Origin of the sequence: Vibrio sp. ES.051, from assembly GCF_002563795.1 — a bacterium.
Classification (GTDB): Bacteria; Pseudomonadota; Gammaproteobacteria; order Enterobacterales; family Vibrionaceae; genus Vibrio.
Genome location: NZ_PDJL01000005.1, coordinates 609,507 through 627,820, shown reverse-complemented (window position 1 = coordinate 627,820; position 18,314 = coordinate 609,507). Strand labels below are relative to the sequence as shown.

Sequence of the window (18,314 nt, the reverse complement as noted above, 5' to 3'; positions counted from 1 at the left end):
GCCGGTGATAAACCGGAGGAAGGTGGGGACGACGTCAAGTCATCATGGCCCTTACGAGTAGGGCTACACACGTGCTACAATGGCGCATACAGAGGGCGGCGAGCCAGCGATGGTGAGCGAATCCCAAAAAGTGCGTCGTAGTCCGGATTGGAGTCTGCAACTCGACTCCATGAAGTCGGAATCGCTAGTAATCGTGGATCAGAATGCCACGGTGAATACGTTCCCGGGCCTTGTACACACCGCCCGTCACACCATGGGAGTGGGCTGCAAAAGAAGTAGGTAGTTTAACCTTCGGGGGGACGCTTACCACTTTGTGGTTCATGACTGGGGTGAAGTCGTAACAAGGTAGCGCTAGGGGAACCTGGCGCTGGATCACCTCCTTATACGAAAGATTATTGCGATGAGTGTTCACACAGATTGATACGGTTTATAAAGTTTAAGAGACGATACTGGGTCTGTAGCTCAGGTGGTTAGAGCGTTCGCCTGATAAGCGAGAGGTCGGTGGTTCGAGTCCACTCAGACCCACCAATTTCCTTCCCAGAAAATTGGCATACAGTATCGACACCTGATGGGGCTATAGCTCAGCTGGGAGAGCGCCTGCCTTGCACGCAGGAGGTCTGCGGTTCGATCCCGCATAGCTCCACCATCTTTAAGCGCATTCAATGAGTGTGTTTAAACATGGTTTTCATCAGAAAACTTTGCTCTTTAACAATTTGGAAAGCTGACTGATAACAACAACGTTGTTATCAAATAAAGTTCTCAATGTTTATCGTAAAGATAAACACCAAAACAACACATTCAAGTGTTCTTGGGAATGTCACTATTGCAGTGATTATTCGAAATTGAGTCCGGCAAAATCGAAATGTCTCTCGCTCATTCAAATAATGAGAGACAACTTTGGTGATTTGAACATCAACTCGAAACTCCTTCGGGTTGTATGGTTAAGTGACTAAGCGTACACGGTGGATGCCTTGGCAGTCAGAGGCGATGAAGGACGTATTAACTTGCGATAAGCCCAGATTAGGCAGTAAAAGCCACTTGAGTCTGGGATTTCCGAATGGGGAAACCCACTTACATAAGTAAGTATCGCTATGTGAATACATAGCATAGCGAGGCGAACCGGGGGAACTGAAACATCTAAGTACCCCGAGGAAAAGAAATCAACCGAGATTCCGAAAGTAGCGGCGAGCGAAATTGGACTAGCCCTTAAGCTTTATAGGCGTCAGGTGAACAAGCTGGAAAGCTTGGCGATACAGGGTGATAGCCCCGTAACTGACGACGCATATGCAGTGAAATCGAGTAGGGCGGGACACGTGATATCCTGTCTGAATATGGGGGGACCATCCTCCAAGGCTAAATACTACTGACTGACCGATAGTGAACCAGTACCGTGAGGGAAAGGCGAAAAGAACCCCTGTGAGGGGAGTGAAATAGAACCTGAAACCGTGTACGTACAAGCAGTAGGAGCACCTTCGTGGTGTGACTGCGTACCTTTTGTATAATGGGTCAGCGACTTATATTCAGTGGCAAGGTTAACCATCTAGGGGAGCCGTAGCGAAAGCGAGTGTTAACTGCGCGACTTAGTCTCTGGATATAGACCCGAAACCAGGTGATCTAGCCATGGGCAGGTTGAAGATTGAGTAACATCAATTGGAGGACCGAACCGACTAATGTTGAAAAATTAGCGGATGACTTGTGGCTAGGGGTGAAAGGCCAATCAAACCTGGAGATAGCTGGTTCTCCCCGAAAGCTATTTAGGTAGCGCCTCGGACGAATACTACTGGGGGTAGAGCACTGTTAAGGCTAGGGGGTCATCCCGACTTACCAACCCTTTGCAAACTCCGAATACCAGTAAGTACTATCCGGGAGACACACGGCGGGTGCTAACGTCCGTCGTGGAGAGGGAAACAACCCAGACCGCCAGCTAAGGTCCCAAATTACTACTAAGTGGGAAACGATGTGGGAAGGCTCAGACAGCCAGGATGTTGGCTTAGAAGCAGCCATCATTTAAAGAAAGCGTAATAGCTCACTGGTCGAGTCGGCCTGCGCGGAAGATGTAACGGGGCTAAGTAGTAAACCGAAGCTGCGGCAATACTCTTTGAGTATTGGGTAGGGGAGCGTTCTGTAAGCGGTTGAAGGTGTGCCGTAAGGCATGCTGGACGTATCAGAAGTGCGAATGCTGACATGAGTAACGATAATGGGGGTGAAAAACCTCCACGCCGGAAGACCAAGGGTTCCTGTCCAACGTTAATCGGGGCAGGGTGAGTCGACCCCTAAGGCGAGGCCGAAAGGCGTAGTCGATGGGAAACGGGTTAATATTCCCGTACTCAATCAAATTGCGATGGGGGGACGGAGAAGGCTAGGTGGGCCTGGCGACGGTTGTCCAGGTTCAAGTGCGTAGGCTGAAGAGTTAGGTAAATCCGGCTCTTTTTAAGGCTGAGACACGACGTCGAGCATCTACGGATGTGAAGTCATTGATGCCATGCTTCCAGGAAAAGCCTCTAAGCTTCAGATTTGATGGAATCGTACCCCAAACCGACACAGGTGGTCGGGTAGAGAATACCAAGGCGCTTGAGAGAACTCGGGTGAAGGAACTAGGCAAAATGGTACCGTAACTTCGGGAGAAGGTACGCTCTTGGCGGTGAAGTCCCTTGCGGATGGAGCTACTAGGAGTCGCAGATACCAGGTGGCTGCAACTGTTTATTAAAAACACAGCACTGTGCAAAATCGTAAGATGACGTATACGGTGTGACGCCTGCCCGGTGCCGGAAGGTTAATTGATGGGGTTAGACTTCGGTCGACGCTCTTGATCGAAGCCCCGGTAAACGGCGGCCGTAACTATAACGGTCCTAAGGTAGCGAAATTCCTTGTCGGGTAAGTTCCGACCTGCACGAATGGCGTAATGATGGCCACGCTGTCTCCACCCGAGACTCAGTGAAATTGAAATCGCTGTGAAGATGCAGTGTACCCGCGGCTAGACGGAAAGACCCCGTGAACCTTTACTACAGCTTGGCACTGAACATTGACCCTACATGTGTAGGATAGGTGGGAGCCTTTGAAGCACGTACGCCAGTATGTGTGGAGGCAACCTTGAAATACCACCCTTGTAGTGTTGATGTTCTAACTTAGCCCCCTCATCGGGGGTGAGGACAGTGCCTGGTGGGTAGTTTGACTGGGGCGGTCTCCTCCCAAAGCGTAACGGAGGAGCACGAAGGTGGGCTAAACACGGTTGGACATCGTGTGGTTAGTGCAATGGCATAAGCCCGCTTGACTGCGAGAATGACAATTCGAGCAGGTGCGAAAGCAGGTCATAGTGATCCGGTGGTTCTGAATGGAAGGGCCATCGCTCAACGGATAAAAGGTACTCCGGGGATAACAGGCTGATACCGCCCAAGAGTTCATATCGACGGCGGTGTTTGGCACCTCGATGTCGGCTCATCACATCCTGGGGCTGAAGTCGGTCCCAAGGGTATGGCTGTTCGCCATTTAAAGTGGTACGCGAGCTGGGTTTAGAACGTCGTGAGACAGTTCGGTCCCTATCTGCCGTGGGCGTTGGAGAATTGAAAGGGGCTGCTCCTAGTACGAGAGGACCGGAGTGGACGAACCTCTGGTGTTCGGGTTGTGTCGCCAGACGCATTGCCCGGTAGCTAAGTTCGGGATCGATAACCGCTGAAAGCATCTAAGCGGGAAGCGAGCCTTGAGATGAGTTCTCCCTGATACTTTAAGTATCCTAAAGGGTTGTCGTAGACTACGACGTTGATAGGCAGGGTGTGTAAGTGCTGCGAGGCATTGAGCTAACCTGTACTAATTGCCCGTGAGGCTTAACCATACAACACCCAAGGGGTTTTGATGGACTCAATACAAGAAAACTTGATTGTGTTAAGAACTGAAACAGCTTTCCAGATTATTAATTACTGCGTTGGCGGTAGTTAAAAAGAATTTGCTTGGCGACCATAGCGTTTTGGCCCCACCTGACTTCCATGCCGAACTCAGAAGTGAAACGAAATAGCGCCGATGGTAGTGTGGGGTTTCCCCATGTGAGAGTAGGACATCGCCAGGCTTTACATTATGGACATTCGTTTTTACAACGGGTGATACCACTGCGGAGTGGTAGTTCAGTTGGTTAGAATACCGGCCTGTCACGCCGGGGGTCGCGGGTTCGAGTCCCGTCCACTCCGCCATTTATTTGAGAGTCGTCTCGTTAAATACGTACTAAAGGGGTGTAGCTCCAATTGGCAGAGCAGCGGATTCCAAATCCGCGTGTTGGGAGTTCGAATCTCTCCACCCCTGCCATATTTAGAGCCTCAGCAGAAATGCTGAGGCTTTTTTGTATTTATCAAATTTACTTTAACTTCCTCATTTTTAAATCATGTCAGACTCAATTTTTCTAGAAAAACTCCTGAGTATTTAAATTCAACGTTGTTGGATTCAGCCTAGTTGCCGCTTTAAGTGGCGTAGATGATTACAGGTTAAGTTCCTGTTATCATCATGCTTTAATGCTAACAATTAGGAATAAGTTTATGCCACATTTTAGATTGCGTGCTGTAGAGCCACAAACTGTTCAAGCACTATCAAAACCACTCACGGATGAACTTTTGTCTTTAATGGATTGCCCACGTGAAGATTTTACTTTTGAGTATATCTACACTACGTTTTTCAGTGAAGATGAGGTAAGTGCTGCATACCCTTTTATAGAAGTGCTTTGGTTTGACCGTGGTCAGGAAGCACAAGATAAAGTCGCTAAGATCATTACACAACAAGTTCGCGGTATCGAGGGTGCTGATATTGATGTAGCGGTTATCTTTTCAGCTCTGTCTCCTAAAGCTTATTATGATAACGGTGAGCATTACTAAAGGTTAAGAGTTATGAAGCTGAGTTTCGTTTTATCTTTAGTTTTATGTTTCTCAGCTCCTATCCATGCAACTCCTTGGGAACAGGTCTCAGTCCCTACCCAAAACTCATCCTCCTCTATTGGCAGTTATGCGAATGGCTGTTTAGATGGGGCATTATCTCTCCCTCTTGATGGCGTCGGTTATCAAGTTTTGCGCCATAAAGCGAAACGCTACTATGGGCATCCTAATACGATAAGATTTCTTGAAAAGCTAGCACTTAAAGCTCATCAAGAGCTAAATACTACGCTACTGATTGGGGACTTATCTTTACCTCGTGGCGGACGTTTCTCTTCTGGTCACAAAAGTCATCAAACTGGTTTGGATATAGATATATGGCTACGGCTTGCTGATGAGCCGCTCTCTGATACTGAATTACGATTTCTTAAACCTATGAGTGTAGTGGATCTCAAGGGCTACGTGATATTAGATAACTACTGGGAAGGTCGACATTTTGAACTGATTCGCTACGCCTCACAAAGTGAAGATGTTGCACGGATATTTGTTCACCCCGTGATCAAAGAGAAACTTTGTGCGCAGGAAACGGGGAATAATCGGTCATGGTTACGTAAAGTGCGTCCTTGGTGGGGGCATCATTACCATTTTCATGTGAGATTATCTTGTCCTAACTCTAGCCGTTATTGTGTTGATCAAGCTCCTCCTCCTTCTGGCGATGGGTGTGGATTTGAATTGGCGAGCTGGAAACCTAAAGTTATACCTCAATCTAAGACTTCTTCTAGGAAAACAGTTTCTAAACCAAAACGTGTAAAAGAAATTCCGCCGCAATGCCAACCTATTATCAACGCGAATTGAATTTGAGTATCTCTTTTATGAAACTGGAGAAACATCATACTTTTGTCTACAGTGAATAATACTAATACAAAAACTAATCTAATTGGTTCGGTGGCATGCTTATAGAAATCTAAAATACACAGAGTTGCATTTATTCATAGGTCGCAATGACACCGTTATAATAGCCCTTTCATCACAATACTCTGATTTCTTAACAATATGGCTGTCAGTTGGTCAAAAAAGAGAAATAACAACGCAGACGAGGGTAGTTGTATTTACCTGCCGAAAGAGTAAATCAAGGATAAAACCATGACTATGATTTGTGCAAAAGAGTTTGCAGAGTGGTTAAGACACAGATTCAGCAGTGAAACTAAAGGGGTATTGTTGACTCGGGTAGATGTGAACCACCTGACAGGACGTCAGCGTCTTGATCCGGGCTTTATTAATGATGTGCATTACGAACTGATGCAACACGGCATGGCTTTTGTTACGGATACGTGCCGAGAAAATTTTTATTTAGTACCAGTATCTCAGGCTGAAAACTGGCGGGATAGGTTGGAATATCACTTCGAAAAAGAGTTGTTCTGTAATATCTACCCTATTGAAAAATCAGGTTGAAAAAAGGTTCAACTTTGAAAGTTGAACCTTTTCTTTTTATGCGAACCCTTGAATAATTACGAATTTCTCAAGTAATTGCTCTTCTGTTTCAACATTGTTTGGATCGGTGATAATGCATTTTGTAATTGGGCAAACGGATTGGCAGGTTGGCTTTTCGTAATGTCCCTTACACTCTGTACATAGAGCTGGGTCAATCTCGAAAATGCTCTCTCCCATGCTGATTGCCCCATTGGGGCATTCGGGGTCGCACATGTCGCAGTTAATGCATTTGTCAGTAATGAGCAAAGCCATGATTACTTACCAGTCGGGTTACGGGTGTCCTGACCAACATTAAGGTTACGCATTAACAAGCCGTATTCTAAGTTCATATCTTCTGGAACTGGGATGAAGACAAAGTGACCGTTACCTTTTGCATCTTCAACTGGCTCAGACTTGCGGTTTTCCATTGCTTCCAGAGTGAACACAACGTTACCTTTAGGTGTCATCAACTCAAGACTGTCACCTACCAAGAATTTGTTCTTCACTTCTACTTCTGCCATGTCACCACGGCGTTTACCAGTGAACTCACCAACGAACTGCTGTGCATCTGATACAGAATAGCCGTAATCGTAGTTTTGATACGTGTCATGCGTATGGCGACGTAAGAAGCCCTCGGTGTAGCCACGATGAGCCAAGCTCTCTAATGTGCTCATTAGGCTTTCATCAAACGGGCGACCTGCCACTGCGTCGTCGATTGCTTTACGGTAAACTTGAGCGGTACGAGCACAGTAATAGAACGACTTTGTACGACCTTCGATTTTTAATGAGTGAACACCCATCTTCGTTAGACGTTCAACATGTTGAATCGCACGTAAATCTTTCGAGTTCATGATGTAAGTGCCATGCTCATCTTCGTACGCTGCCATTTTTTCGTCTGGACGGTGCGCTTCAGAAAGCAGAACGACTTCATCAGTTGGTTTACCACGACCAATCGTGGTTTCAGGGCGTTCGTCTTGTACTTCGACAGGTTGAGCTTCAGACGGGTCAAATTTCTCAACGATATCACCAGCGTCGTTTTCTTTGCCTTCTTCCACTTTGTATTCCCAACGGCATGCGTTAGTGCAAGTGCCTTGGTTAGGATCACGTTTGTTGATGTAACCAGAAAGTAGGCAACGACCAGAGTAAGCCATGCATAGTGCGCCGTGAACGAACACTTCCAGTTCAGTTTCAGGACAATGCTCACGGATTTCTTCAATTTCTTCTAGAGAAAGCTCACGAGAAACGATCACACGCTCCACACCATTGGCAGCCCAGAATTTTACGGTCGCCCAATTCACTGCGTTTGCTTGTACAGAAAGGTGAATTGGCATTTCTGGGAAAGCTTCACGAACCATCATGATTAGACCTGGATCTGACATAATCAGTGCGTCAGGGCCCATTTCTACGATTGGTTTTAGATCGCGGATGAAGGTTTTTAGCTTCGAATTGTGTGGTTGGATGTTACATACCACATACAGCTTTTTGCCTAGAGCATGCGCTTCATCGATACCGATTTTTAGGTTTTCGTGGTTAAACTCATTGTTACGTACACGAAGGCTGTAGCGAGGTTGACCAGCGTAAACCGCATCTGCGCCGTAGGCAAATGCGTAACGCATATTTTTAAGGCTACCTGCTGGAGACAGTAGCTCTGGTACGAATGCTTTCTCAGTTGTCATTGCTCAATTCTCTTTTATCTGATCACAAGTCAGGCCAATTCCACCTTATGGAAATGGGGCGCAAATTTTACGTCAAAATGTGAACTGTGACTAGGAGTATTGTGCTTTAGATGTAAAAACGCCCTCATAAAAAGTGAGGGCGTTATGGTTGACCTTTATACAAGATTAAGCGTTAGGCTTCGGTAAGCCGCCTAGTGCATCATACAGGTTGGGTAGGAAAGCACTGAACTCACCACACATTAGAGAGAAGTCTGCATCAAATCGAGCGGCTTGATCTTCACGTGGGATATCGTCGTTTTGATCTTTCAATTCATCAGAGAATTTTAGACGCTTAATACCCGCATCTTCTGTCATGATGAACTCGATACGATCTTGCCAATTAAGCGCAAGCTTCGTGACGACTTTATCTGCCGCGATATGGTTGCGGATTTCATCTGTGGTCAGCTCTTGCTTCTTACAACGAATCACGCCACCTTCTTCAAGCACGGATTTTAGCTCAGCTTCGTCCATCATGGTGATGCCTTGAGGTGTGTTGCCCGTTTTCACCCACTCGGTTAGCGTCGTTTCAATCGCTACTTCTGGAATGGCAGGAACAACAGGCAAGCTACCCATGGTTTTACGAAGTAGTGCTAATACGTCTTCTGCTTTTTTGTAGCTGCTTGCGTCAACAAGAATGAAACCTTCTTGTGGCATGATCAATACGTGCGTATGGCTACTGCGACTGAAAGCGCGAGGGAGCAAATCCATCACGATGTCATCTTTGAGGTTATCTTTCTCTTTTTTCTTAAGAGGACGACCTTCTTGTTCTTCCATTGCTTCCACTTTTGCATTCAAAGACTCTTTGATCACGGATGCTGGCAGCATTTTTTCTTCTTTCTTGGCACAAATCAGAATGCGGTTTTCTGATACGTGAGTCATCATGTCGCCATGTCTACCCATTGCACTGACCCAGCCAAACTTTTGTTTATCTTGGCTGCCACACGGGGTGAATCGGAACTCAGCCAACTGAGTTTCTAGTTGTTCGGCGTTAAAAGTAACCTCGCGGTTAACGCGGTATACCAGACAGTTTTTAAACCACATAAATCTTCTCTAGGCTTGATGACAAGGAACTAATCATAGGGAATTTTTGTGCTGATGTCTTAATAGAAATGAAAAATATCCGAATGAAGTTCAAAAGAAAGTTATATGAAAATTTGTTTTCAAAGGTCACAAAAGTGTCATAATTGATAGTGATAATGCTGATGCATAGAGGGGCGCTTTGTCTCTTAAATTCATTAGCTCAACGAACATAAGGTTGCTCAATTATGTCTAGAAGGATTCTGGTTGTTGAAGACGAAGATCCGATTCGTGAAATGCTCTGCTTCGTACTTGAACAGAAAGGTTACCAAGCGGTAGAAGCGGCAGATTACGATACTGCAGTAACCAAACTGACTGAACCCTTCCCTGATTTAGTGTTACTGGATTGGATGTTACCTGGCGGTAGTGGTATTAACTTCATCAAGCATATGAAACGTGAAGAATTGACGCGCAACATTCCGGTTGTGATGCTGACCGCTCGTGGTGAAGAAGAAGATAAAGTGCGTGGTTTAGAGGTTGGTGCGGATGATTACATTACTAAGCCTTTCTCTCCGAAAGAGCTCGTTGCTCGCTTAAAAGCAGTGATTCGCCGCGTAACGCCTACCGCACTGGAAGACGTGATTGATGTGAAGGGCTTAAAACTGGACCCAGTATCACACCGTGTTACGGTTAATGATGAGCCATTAGATATGGGGCCGACAGAATTCAAAATGCTGCACTTTTTCATGACGCATCAAGAACGCGTGTATAGCCGAGAGCAGCTATTAAATAACGTATGGGGTACAAACGTGTACGTTGAAGACCGTACCGTTGATGTTCATATTCGTCGACTGCGTAAAGCATTGGAAGCCGCAGGCCATGATAAGTTGATCCAAACCGTTCGCGGTGCTGGATACCGCTTCTCAGCAAGGGCATAACACTTTACGCAGCTTATCTATACCATTTCTGGAGTTATGAGTGGTTGAAAGATTAACTTGGAAAAAGCTGGTTTGGGAGCTGGCTTTTTTTTACACCCCTTGGGTAATAGTAGGGTGGATATTTGGTTATATGCCGTGGTTGCTTTTAGCTGCCACGGCATTACAGCTTGCGTGGCATTTACATAACCAAGTGCGTCTGTCCTCTTGGTTGTGGGATGAAAAGCGCCTTACACCGCCCTCAGGTAGCGGCAACTGGGAGTCTTTGTTTAATGGTCTGTATCGCTTACAGCAGCGTCAGCGTCGTAAACGTAAAGAGCTGACTAATTTAATTCGCCGATTTAGAAATGGTGCAGAGTCTCTGCCTGATGCGGTGGTGGTTTTTCGTGCTGAAGGGAATATAGTTTGGTGCAACAAGCTGGCTCAGTATTTATTGGGTTTCCACTGGCCAGAAGACTCAGGTCAGCCAATATCAAATCTTATTCGAACGCCTGACTTCATTAAATACCTCAATAAGCAAGATTTCTCAGAACCATTAGAAATGCGCTCACCACTTAATGTGGAACGTATGTTGGAGTTACGTATTGTGCCTTACACCGAAGGTGAGCATTTGATGGTGGTGCGTGATGTGAGTCAGTTAAAAAAACTGGAAGGCATGCGTCGTAACTTCTTCGCTAACGTTTCCCATGAATTACGTACTCCTATGACGGTTCTGCAAGGGTACTTAGAAATGACGGAAGACCCTGACATGGTTGTGGGTCCTATGTGGAGTAAAGCTCATAGTGTGATGACAGAGCAGCTCAACCGTATGAACAGTTTAGTGAACCAGTTACTAACCTTATCTAAAATTGAAGCGGCGCCAATGCATGAGCTTGAAGAAGTGGTGAATGTGCCCGCAATGTTAGAAGTGTTAGAAAAGGAAGCGGTCAGTTTAAGTGGTGATAACCATCATAAGTTGAACTTTGATGTTGATGCGAGTTTACGTGTGTTAGGGGATGACGATCAGTTACGGAGTGCTATCTCTAATCTCGTTTATAACGCTGTCAAATACACACCGCCGGGAGCGAATATTAACGTGCGTTGGTATCAGACAGAACAAGGAGCGTGTCTAGAAGTTGAAGATAGTGGTGACGGTATTGAGCCACAACACCTCCATCGTCTAACCGAGCGTTTTTATCGCGTAGATAAAGCAAGGTCACGCGATACAGGTGGCAGTGGACTTGGACTGGCGATTGTGAAACACGCGTTGACTCACCATGATTCTCATTTGGACATTCACAGCGAAGTTGGGGTAGGAAGTAAGTTCTCTTTCGTATTACCAAGCCGTTTGGTGGTTAAATAATGATATTCCAAGCAAGTAAAGCGTTAGGTTTGATTGCACTTGTGTGGTCAAGTGTTACTGCTGCTGAGGGGAAGCCGCTACCGAATTATCACAAAACGACAGGTATTGTCGGAAACTTATTGTCGGTAGGCTCTGATACGCTCGCCGGCATGACAACCTTATGGGTTGAAGAGTTTAAATCTATTTATCCAAATATTAATGCTCAGGTTCAGGCTTCTGGCTCCTCGACGGCTCCTCCCGCATTAACCGAGCAAACCGCTCAGTTTGGCCCCATGAGTCGTCCTATGCGTTTAAGAGAAATCGAAGCGTTTGAACGTCAACATGGTTATAAACCAACGGCACTGCGCGTAGCGATTGATGCTATTGGCATTTTTGTTCATCAAGACAACCCCATCAAAGGCATTAATTTCAGTCAGTTAGATGCGTTGTTTTCTGCCACATTACGCTGTGGAGAAAGTCAGTTTATTACCAATTGGCAGCAGTTAGGGCTGCAGCCCCAATGGGCGAAGCGCAATGTACAGTTGTTTGGCCGTAATTCGGTTTCCGGTACTTACGGTTATTTCAAAAGTAATGCATTGTGTGGCGGCGATTTCAAAACTCGCGTTAATGAGCAGCCAGGCTCGGCGTCGGTTGTGCAAGCCGTGGCTTCAACCATTAGTGGAGTCGGGTATTCAGGTGTTGGTTATCGAGTGGCGGGCGTCCGGTTGATCCCTGTGGCGAAAGTGGGCACTGATTATGTGACGTCAACTCGTGAAAATATTATTAGTGGTAAGTACCCACTGTCACGTTACCTCTATGTATATGTAAATAAACACCCTAACTACCCATTAACGCCCATTGAGGCTGAGTTTATTCGCTTTATCTTCTCCGCTCAGGGTCAAGCCTTGGTTGAGAAAGACGGTTATGTGCCAATTACGGCTGATTTTGCAGCAAAAGAGTTAAAAAAAGTCGGCTTATAAGTCGACTTTTTGTTTTAGAATGCGTGTAGAGATTATCAAAATGTGAGTGTCCACTTCGCGCTTTCCCACCGCTCTTGCTCTTCCTGTAAATCGGCATGCAGTAATTTATTATTTTCTAGCCACGCGCTATCTGTACATGTGAGTATCCACTTATCGTCTTTGATTGCCAACGTGATGTCCGGTAGCGGATCGTCATTACGTTGTCCATTGAGTAAGATCGAAAGTCGCAATATTTTGATGAGGCTTATCACGTCATCCTGTTTATATAGGTTAAAGTTTGCTAACTCTTGAAGCTTAAGTGCTTTACGTTGGAAGCGAGCTAACGTTGCCAGTACTAATTGCTGCTCGCGGTTAAACCCTTGCAGCGTAGAATGTAAAAGAATATAAAAAGAATGACGGTGGAAGCTACGCAAGTTGATACTCAGCCCCACTTCATGAAGCAATGCTGCCCATTCTAATAGGTCAAATAACTCACTTTTTTTCTTAATGCCAAGTGCTGAGCGAACCTGACATAGCATCTCGCGCGCGTGCCCTTTAACACGAGCAGCATGCTCTAAATCGACGCGGTGTTTCTCGGCTAAGTTCTCAGTGGTACGCATACGGATATCGGAGCGAGCAAAGCGTTCTTCCATTTCATACAGTAACCCTTCACGAAGAGCCCCGTCAGAGAAGAACATCTGCTCGATGCACAGCGCTTTGAAAATAGCAGCCAAAATAGCCACACCAGCAGCAAAAACAGGTTTACGTTCTTCAGTGAGTCCGATGAGTTGAATGTCTTCAATTGAGTCAAAATTGCACAGGGCTTCAATCAGAATATTCAGTCGTTTGGTGGTGATCAGACCATCTTCAAAACCTAATCCGATTAGTACCTCTTGAATGGCTTTGATAGTTCCTGATGAACCGAGTGCGATATCCCAACCTTTTTTACGGTACTTACTCGCGATAGACTCTAATTTTTGCTCCGTGGCTAACATCGCTTTATTAAAGTTTTTGCCAGAAAGTTTACCGTTTTTAAAGAACTGCTCCGTAAAACTCACACAGCCCATCTGCTTGCTATTGAGAAGTTCAGGCTCAAACTCTTGACCAATGATCATCTCAGTGCTGCCGCCGCCGATATCCACCACCAGCTTGGAGTTTGACTCTACTTGAGTATGCGCCACGCCTAGATAAATAAGGCGGGCCTCTTCTTCTCCAGAGATGATTTCAATGGGAAAGGGCATGACTTCTTTGGCCCGTTCTATAAACAAATGTGCATTATTGGCGCGTCTTAATGTGTGTGTGGCGGCGATACGAACGTTTGACTCGTCAAAGCCTTGTAAACGCTCGGCGAACATCGCTAAGCAGTCTAGCGCGCGTTCCATCGCGGCATGACTTAGGTTTAATTCACTATCAAGGCCTGAAGCCAAGCGCACGCGTTGCTTGTGGCGGCTTATCAGTTGTAAATCACTACCTACTACTTTGGCGACGACCATATGAAAACTGTTAGAACCGAGGTCTATTGCGGCAATATGGCGTGTATCTTGTTCAAGCATTTGAGACATCTGACTTTTGTTTTCTAGTTTGCTTTTCTATATTTTTAAGATAGTCGTAGATAGCGACTTGTGAACGAACTTTCTTACGATTACCTCTCGGAACATAGGTGTTGCTCATTTCTTTATCGACGAAACGAGCCTTTACTGTATCGATAAAATGGATATTGATTATATCAATAATTCTCTGTTTCAAACGTGGATCACGAATTGGAGCGGCGACTTCTATACGATGATCGATATTTCGTGTCATCCAATCGGCGGATGAAATATAAACTTGTGGATCACCGTCATTATGCGTGATCACAACGCGCGGATGCTCTAAAAAGCGATCCACAATGCTGATGATCCGAATGTTATCGCTTATTCCTTCAATACCCGGCACCAGTGAACACATACCGCGAATGATCATCTTTATCTTCACACCAGCGTTACTCGCCCCATAAAGCTTGTTGACAATGCCTTTATCGACCAAGTTATTTACTTTGAGCGTTAGGCTGGCTTTTTTACCAAGCTTAGCATTGGCTATCTCTCCATCAATAAGGCGATAAAGTTGAGTGCGAGAGTTTCGTGGTGACACAATAAGATGATGAAACTTCACTGGGCGATATGGGTTTTCAATGTAATCAAATACGTTACGCACTTCATTCGTGATCTCTTGAACGGCGGTTAATAGCGTAAAGTCGGTGTAGATCCGCGCGGTTTTTTCATGAAAGTTACCGGTGCCAATATGGGCATAACGAATGATCTCTCCGTCTTCCCGTCGGCTTATCATCAATAATTTAGAATGAATTTTGAGCCCCGGCGCTCCAAATACCACATGTACCCCAGCGTCAGTGAGCAGTTTTGACCATTCAATGTTTGCTTCTTCATCAAATCGAGCTTGCAGTTCAACCACCACCGTCACCTTTTTTCCGTTGTGAACCGCATCAATCAGTGAATGCATTAAACGAGAGTCTTTTGCTACGCGATAAATATTGATTTTGATACCCAATACTTTAGGGTCAAAGGAGGCCTGACGAACCAGTTCACTGATATGGTCAAAGGTGTGGTAGGGATAATACAGCAGAATATCTTTAGCCTTAATGGCATCAAAGCTGTTGGCGTACCCTTCAAAGTCGGCGCACTGCATCGGAGGAAGCGGTTTATTTTCAAGATAATCTCGTCCAACATTAGGGAACGCAATAAAATCTTTAAAGTTGTGGTAACGGCCACCAGGAATGAGGTTATCGTAGTTTGAAATATTGAGTTTATTGCAGAGAAATTCCAACATTTGAGGTGGCATATCACGTTCGTATACAAAGCGAACGGGTTTAGCGGTGAGCCGCTGATTGACGCCTACTGACATTTGCTCTAACAAGCTGTATTCTATCTCGTTACGTAGGTCGTACTCAGCATCACGGGTCATTTTCATGGCATAACCAGCCAATTCATCGTAATCGAAAAAGCCTTTAAACAACTCATCCAAACAGTGACGGATAATATTATCAAGTAAGATAATGGTTTTGCGACGCTTCCCTTTTGGTTCTGGTACCATGACAAAGCGTGGCAAGTGATCGGTCGGGATTTCGATGAGAGCATATTGATAATGGTCTTCTTTACGTAATTCAACCGCGATGTAAGCATATTCATCTTTAAGAAACTGAAGAACGTCAATTTCATCTTTCATCAGAAGTGGCGTAATGTGAGGCATGACTTTTTTACGGAAGTATTTGGTGATCCACTTTTGTTGCGATTCATCCAGTTGCTGCTCGTTAACTAAGAAAATGCGCCGCCGTGCCATTTCTCGAATCAAGTCACTGTAAAGTTCGTCAAATCGTTCGTTCAGTCTCAACGCTTTCGACTGCATCTTGGTTAACAAACGTTTGGAACTGTCGCTTCCGCCATGTTCTTGGCTGATTAATATCCGGCGCTTCACGTCAGCAAAGCGAACTTTGTAGAACTCATCTAAATTGTTGGAAAAGATCCCGAGAAAACGAATACGTTCAATTAAAGGGACGGTTTTGTCAGCGGCTTCTTGTAATACTCGTTCATTGAAAGACAACCAACTAAGTTCTTTTTCGATATATAGTTTTTCTGCGCTCATAACCTACCTAGCCAAAAGTGAAGTAATACGTACTCATCATGGAGGGAAAATCGATGAGTGAGAACATTATGAGATTTTCATTACAGATTTATTTCATACAACACACGACATAGGAGTTGTATTCTTTTCAGGTGTTTAATGTGATCTGTAATATAATTGTCACCTTAACGACATATTCTAATACTAAGTAACAAAGGTAGAGAGATAAATGGCACAAGCCGAATTTTCATTGCAGGAAAAAGATAAGAAGCGATTAATTAAAGATCGTGTATTTCGACTTGCAGTGACATCCGGTGGAGTGGGCGTTCTGGCTGCGCTTATTTTGATCTTCGTTTATCTCGCCATCGTGATCATACCTCTTTTTTCTGATGCAGAGATTGAAACGAATCATAAGGTTCGCACTACTCAGGTGGGAGAGCCGCTGGCTATCTCGGTTGACGATTACGCTCAACTCGCCTTTGTGCTAACCCAAAGTGGCGAAATTCAATACTTTTCGATGGATGATCCGGCTAAACCAGCGATATATACACAAGAAATTGTGAAAGAGCCGATGGCTTTTTCTCAGCCCGTACCAGGGGCGAGTTGGTATGGATTTGTGGACGTCAAAGGGAAAGCACATCTTTTCAAGCCTGAGTTTAACGCTAGGTTAAGAGAGAATACGCGCCCACCTGAGGTTATTGAGCTCAACAGCTCAATGGACTTGGTTTTAAGCCATCCCCATGACCCAGTAATTGATTTTGTGTTCGCTGCTTCAAGCCCCTTTCCTACCATTGTTTGGCAAACGCAACGTGGTGAAATCAAAGCGCGCTGGCAAGAGTCCTCATCTTTGGATCATCCACCGACAACGGTGAACTTTACGTTTTCATCCGGTTTTGATGCTCCGCAGCAAATGTTACTCACACCAGACGGACAAACACTGTACTTACGCGATGGCTCTGAGTTGATCGTGTTGAAGAAAGCCGCACGCAAGTTTGCTGTGCGTGAAGTGGTCGACCTCACTCAAGGCGATAAAAAGCATTCCGTTCGAACAATAGACCTACTAGCTGGCGCTTACTCGCTCTTGGTGACACACAATGATGGCAGTGTGTCGCAATGGTTTGATACGTTGCAAAATGAGAAACGTACGTTAACCCAGATTCGTGACTTTAAGTTGGCGTCTGAGCTGAAGTATTTATTACCTGATTCTCACCGCAAAGGATTTTACAGTTTCTATACTAATGGCACGCTACAAAGCCATTATACCACCAGTGAAAAGCTTGTGCTGTTTGAGCGAGCATATAACCAAGCGCCCGCAATGGCGGCAATGTCGAATAATGAACGCTACTTAATTACTTGGCAAAATAACGAATTAAATGTGGCACTTGTTGATAACGCTTACCCAGAAATCTCATTGTCTTCTTTATGGCAAGAGGTGTGGTACGAGGGTTACCCAGAGCCTGAGTTTGTTTGGCAATCCACTTCTGCAAGTGACGACTTTGAAGCTAAGTTTAGCCTCATTCCAATTGCCTTCGGCACCATTAAAGCGGCGATGTTTGCCATGTTGTTCTCTGTACCACTTGCCGTATTTGGTGCCATTTACACGGCATACTTTATGTCGCAACGAATGCGGCGCATCGTTAAACCGTCGATTGAATTGATGGAAGCATTGCCGACCGTGATAATTGGTTTTCTTGCGGGGCTATGGTTTGCGCCTATTGTCGAAGATCACCTGATCACTATTTTTGTGATGTTATTTGCTTTACCGCTGGGCACCATCTTGGTGGGAGGCCTCTGGGCCTTAATTCCTCAACCTTTACGCAACCGCCTGCCAAATGGTTGGCATGCGTTAGTGTTGATGCCAGTTATATTGTTGCTCACTGGTATTGGAGTGTGGGTTTCGCCCACCATTGAACAAACATTCTTTGGCGGTGACATGCGCTTGTTCCTAACAGAACAGGGGATTGGTTATGATCAGCGTAATGCATTAGTCGTTGGTTTGGCCATGGGGTTTGCTGTGATCCCGACGATTTTTACCATTGCAGAAGATGCGATTTTTTCAGTGCCGAAGCATCTCTCTGATGGCTCTTTAGCGCTTGGAGCAACCCCGTGGCAAACGTTGATTTACGTGGTATTACTCACCGCAAGTCCAGGGATCTTTTCGGCTATCATGATGGGGTTAGGTCGCGCTGTCGGTGAAACCATGATTGTGTTAATGGCCACGGGCAATACCCCACTAATGGACTGGAACATTTTAGAAGGATTGCGCAGTTTGTCTGCGACCATCGCGGTGGAATTGCCTGAGTCGGAAGTCGGAAGTTCACATTATCGATTATTGTTCCTAGCGGCGCTAATCTTGTTTGTGTTTACTTTTGCCGTCAACGCATTGGCTGAGTGGGTTCGCCAGAGGTTAAGAGATAAATACCGTGCGTTGTAAT

12 protein-coding genes, 4 tRNA genes and 3 rRNA genes are annotated in these 18,314 nt (G+C 45.4%); 14 read left to right on the top strand and 5 right to left on the bottom strand.

What is annotated here, in order from left to right:
• From ATG66_RS17135 to ATG66_RS17090, 10 genes are all read left to right on the top strand, one after another.
• Positions 1-383: ribosomal RNA gene (locus tag ATG66_RS17135) — 16S ribosomal RNA — on the top strand; the annotation flags it as partial.
• Between the two features lie 68 nt (positions 384-451).
• A tRNA-Ile gene (locus ATG66_RS17130) sits at positions 452-528 on the top strand.
• Between the two features lie 42 nt (positions 529-570).
• Positions 571-646: transfer RNA gene (locus ATG66_RS17125), tRNA-Ala, on the top strand.
• A gap of 293 nt (positions 647-939) precedes the next feature.
• Positions 940-3,829: ribosomal RNA gene (locus ATG66_RS17120) — 23S ribosomal RNA — on the top strand.
• Between the two features lie 114 nt (positions 3,830-3,943).
• Positions 3,944-4,060 (top strand): 5S ribosomal RNA (gene rrf / locus ATG66_RS17115).
• Positions 4,061-4,104: 44 nt separating this feature from the next.
• Positions 4,105-4,181 (top strand) — tRNA-Asp (locus ATG66_RS17110).
• Between the two features lie 35 nt (positions 4,182-4,216).
• Positions 4,217-4,293 (top strand) — tRNA-Trp (locus ATG66_RS17105).
• Between the two features lie 227 nt (positions 4,294-4,520).
• Positions 4,521-4,853, top strand: coding sequence for a DUF1904 domain-containing protein (locus tag ATG66_RS17100; protein WP_098416423.1), 333 nt, complete (start codon positions 4,521-4,523; stop codon positions 4,851-4,853).
• 12 nt (positions 4,854-4,865) lie between these two features.
• On the top strand, positions 4,866-5,702 hold the full coding sequence (mepA, locus tag ATG66_RS17095) for a penicillin-insensitive murein endopeptidase (protein ID WP_098416422.1): 837 nt from the start codon (positions 4,866-4,868) through the stop codon (positions 5,700-5,702).
• A 288-nt stretch (positions 5,703-5,990) separates the two neighbouring features.
• On the top strand, positions 5,991-6,299 hold the full coding sequence (locus ATG66_RS17090) for a hypothetical protein (RefSeq protein WP_098416421.1): 309 nt from the start codon (positions 5,991-5,993) through the stop codon (positions 6,297-6,299).
• Positions 6,300-6,335: 36 nt separating this feature from the next.
• Here the strand turns inward: ATG66_RS17090 and ATG66_RS17085 are convergent, their stop codons facing one another.
• The 3 genes from ATG66_RS17085 to rdgC all read right to left on the bottom strand — a co-directional run bounded on the left by ATG66_RS17085 (position 6,336) and on the right by rdgC (position 9,073).
• Positions 6,336-6,590 carry a YfhL family 4Fe-4S dicluster ferredoxin gene (locus tag ATG66_RS17085; RefSeq protein WP_098416420.1) on the bottom strand — a complete coding sequence of 85 codons (255 nt, stop codon included), beginning with the start codon at positions 6,588-6,590 and terminating at the stop codon, positions 6,336-6,338.
• A gap of 2 nt (positions 6,591-6,592) precedes the next feature.
• Complete coding sequence (gene trhP / locus ATG66_RS17080) at positions 6,593-7,993, bottom strand: prephenate-dependent tRNA uridine(34) hydroxylase TrhP (RefSeq protein WP_098416419.1); 1,401 nt, start codon at positions 7,991-7,993, stop codon at positions 6,593-6,595.
• 165 nt (positions 7,994-8,158) lie between these two features.
• Positions 8,159-9,073: a recombination-associated protein RdgC gene (gene rdgC / locus ATG66_RS17075; protein ID WP_098416418.1), complete on the bottom strand. Its 915-nt coding sequence runs from the start codon at positions 9,071-9,073 to the stop codon at positions 8,159-8,161.
• Positions 9,074-9,297: 224 nt separating this feature from the next.
• Here rdgC and phoB point away from each other — a divergent pair, with 224 nt between their 5' ends.
• The 3 genes from phoB to ATG66_RS17055 are packed head-to-tail and all read left to right on the top strand — an operon-like array spanning position 9,298 to position 12,285.
• On the top strand, positions 9,298-9,987 hold the full coding sequence (gene phoB / locus ATG66_RS17065) for a phosphate regulon transcriptional regulator PhoB (protein WP_098416417.1): 690 nt from the start codon (positions 9,298-9,300) through the stop codon (positions 9,985-9,987).
• 40 nt (positions 9,988-10,027) lie between these two features.
• Positions 10,028-11,326: a phosphate regulon sensor histidine kinase PhoR gene (phoR, locus tag ATG66_RS17060; RefSeq protein WP_098416416.1), complete on the top strand. Its 1,299-nt coding sequence runs from the start codon at positions 10,028-10,030 to the stop codon at positions 11,324-11,326.
• On the top strand, positions 11,326-12,285 hold the full coding sequence (locus tag ATG66_RS17055) for a PstS family phosphate ABC transporter substrate-binding protein (protein WP_098416415.1): 960 nt from the start codon (positions 11,326-11,328) through the stop codon (positions 12,283-12,285). Before phoR ends, ATG66_RS17055 begins: the two co-directional genes overlap by 1 nt.
• A 35-nt stretch (positions 12,286-12,320) precedes the next feature.
• Here the strand turns inward: ATG66_RS17055 and ppx are convergent, their stop codons facing one another.
• Together ppx and ppk1 are read right to left on the bottom strand one after the other, a co-directional pair.
• On the bottom strand, positions 12,321-13,826 hold the full coding sequence (gene ppx / locus ATG66_RS17050; RefSeq protein ID WP_098416414.1) for an exopolyphosphatase: 1,506 nt from the start codon (positions 13,824-13,826) through the stop codon (positions 12,321-12,323).
• Positions 13,810-15,900, bottom strand: a complete 2,091-nt coding sequence (gene ppk1 / locus ATG66_RS17045) for a polyphosphate kinase 1 (protein WP_098416413.1) — start codon at positions 15,898-15,900, stop codon at positions 13,810-13,812. The genes ppx and ppk1 overlap by 17 nt, the downstream gene beginning before the upstream one ends.
• Positions 15,901-16,108: 208 nt before the next feature.
• On the opposite strand from ppk1, the gene ATG66_RS17040 reads away from it, so the two are divergent.
• Entirely contained in the window at positions 16,109-18,313 is a 2,205-nt protein-coding gene (locus ATG66_RS17040; RefSeq protein WP_098416412.1) for an ABC transporter permease subunit, read from the top strand.
• Position 18,314: the final 1 nt, after the last annotated feature.

Excerpts from the sequence above, each read along its gene's own strand:
- ATG66_RS17100 (WP_098416423.1), top strand. The coding sequence starts at position 4,521 with ATGCCACATTTTAGATTGCGTGCTGTAGAGCCACAAACTGTTCAAGCA.
- mepA (WP_098416422.1), top strand. The coding sequence starts at position 4,866 with ATGAAGCTGAGTTTCGTTTTATCTTTAGTTTTATGTTTCTCAGCTCCT.
- ATG66_RS17090 (WP_098416421.1), top strand. The coding sequence starts at position 5,991 with ATGACTATGATTTGTGCAAAAGAGTTTGCAGAGTGGTTAAGACACAGA.
- ATG66_RS17085 (WP_098416420.1), bottom strand. The coding sequence starts at position 6,590 with ATGGCTTTGCTCATTACTGACAAATGCATTAACTGCGACATGTGCGAC.
- trhP (WP_098416419.1), bottom strand. The coding sequence starts at position 7,993 with ATGACAACTGAGAAAGCATTCGTACCAGAGCTACTGTCTCCAGCAGGT.
- rdgC (WP_098416418.1), bottom strand. The coding sequence starts at position 9,073 with ATGTGGTTTAAAAACTGTCTGGTATACCGCGTTAACCGCGAGGTTACT.
- phoB (WP_098416417.1), top strand. The coding sequence starts at position 9,298 with ATGTCTAGAAGGATTCTGGTTGTTGAAGACGAAGATCCGATTCGTGAA.
- ATG66_RS17055 (WP_098416415.1), top strand. The coding sequence starts at position 11,326 with ATGATATTCCAAGCAAGTAAAGCGTTAGGTTTGATTGCACTTGTGTGG.
- ppx (WP_098416414.1), bottom strand. The coding sequence starts at position 13,826 with ATGTCTCAAATGCTTGAACAAGATACACGCCATATTGCCGCAATAGAC.
- ppk1 (WP_098416413.1), bottom strand. The coding sequence starts at position 15,900 with ATGAGCGCAGAAAAACTATATATCGAAAAAGAACTTAGTTGGTTGTCT.
- ATG66_RS17040 (WP_098416412.1), top strand. The coding sequence starts at position 16,109 with ATGGCACAAGCCGAATTTTCATTGCAGGAAAAAGATAAGAAGCGATTA.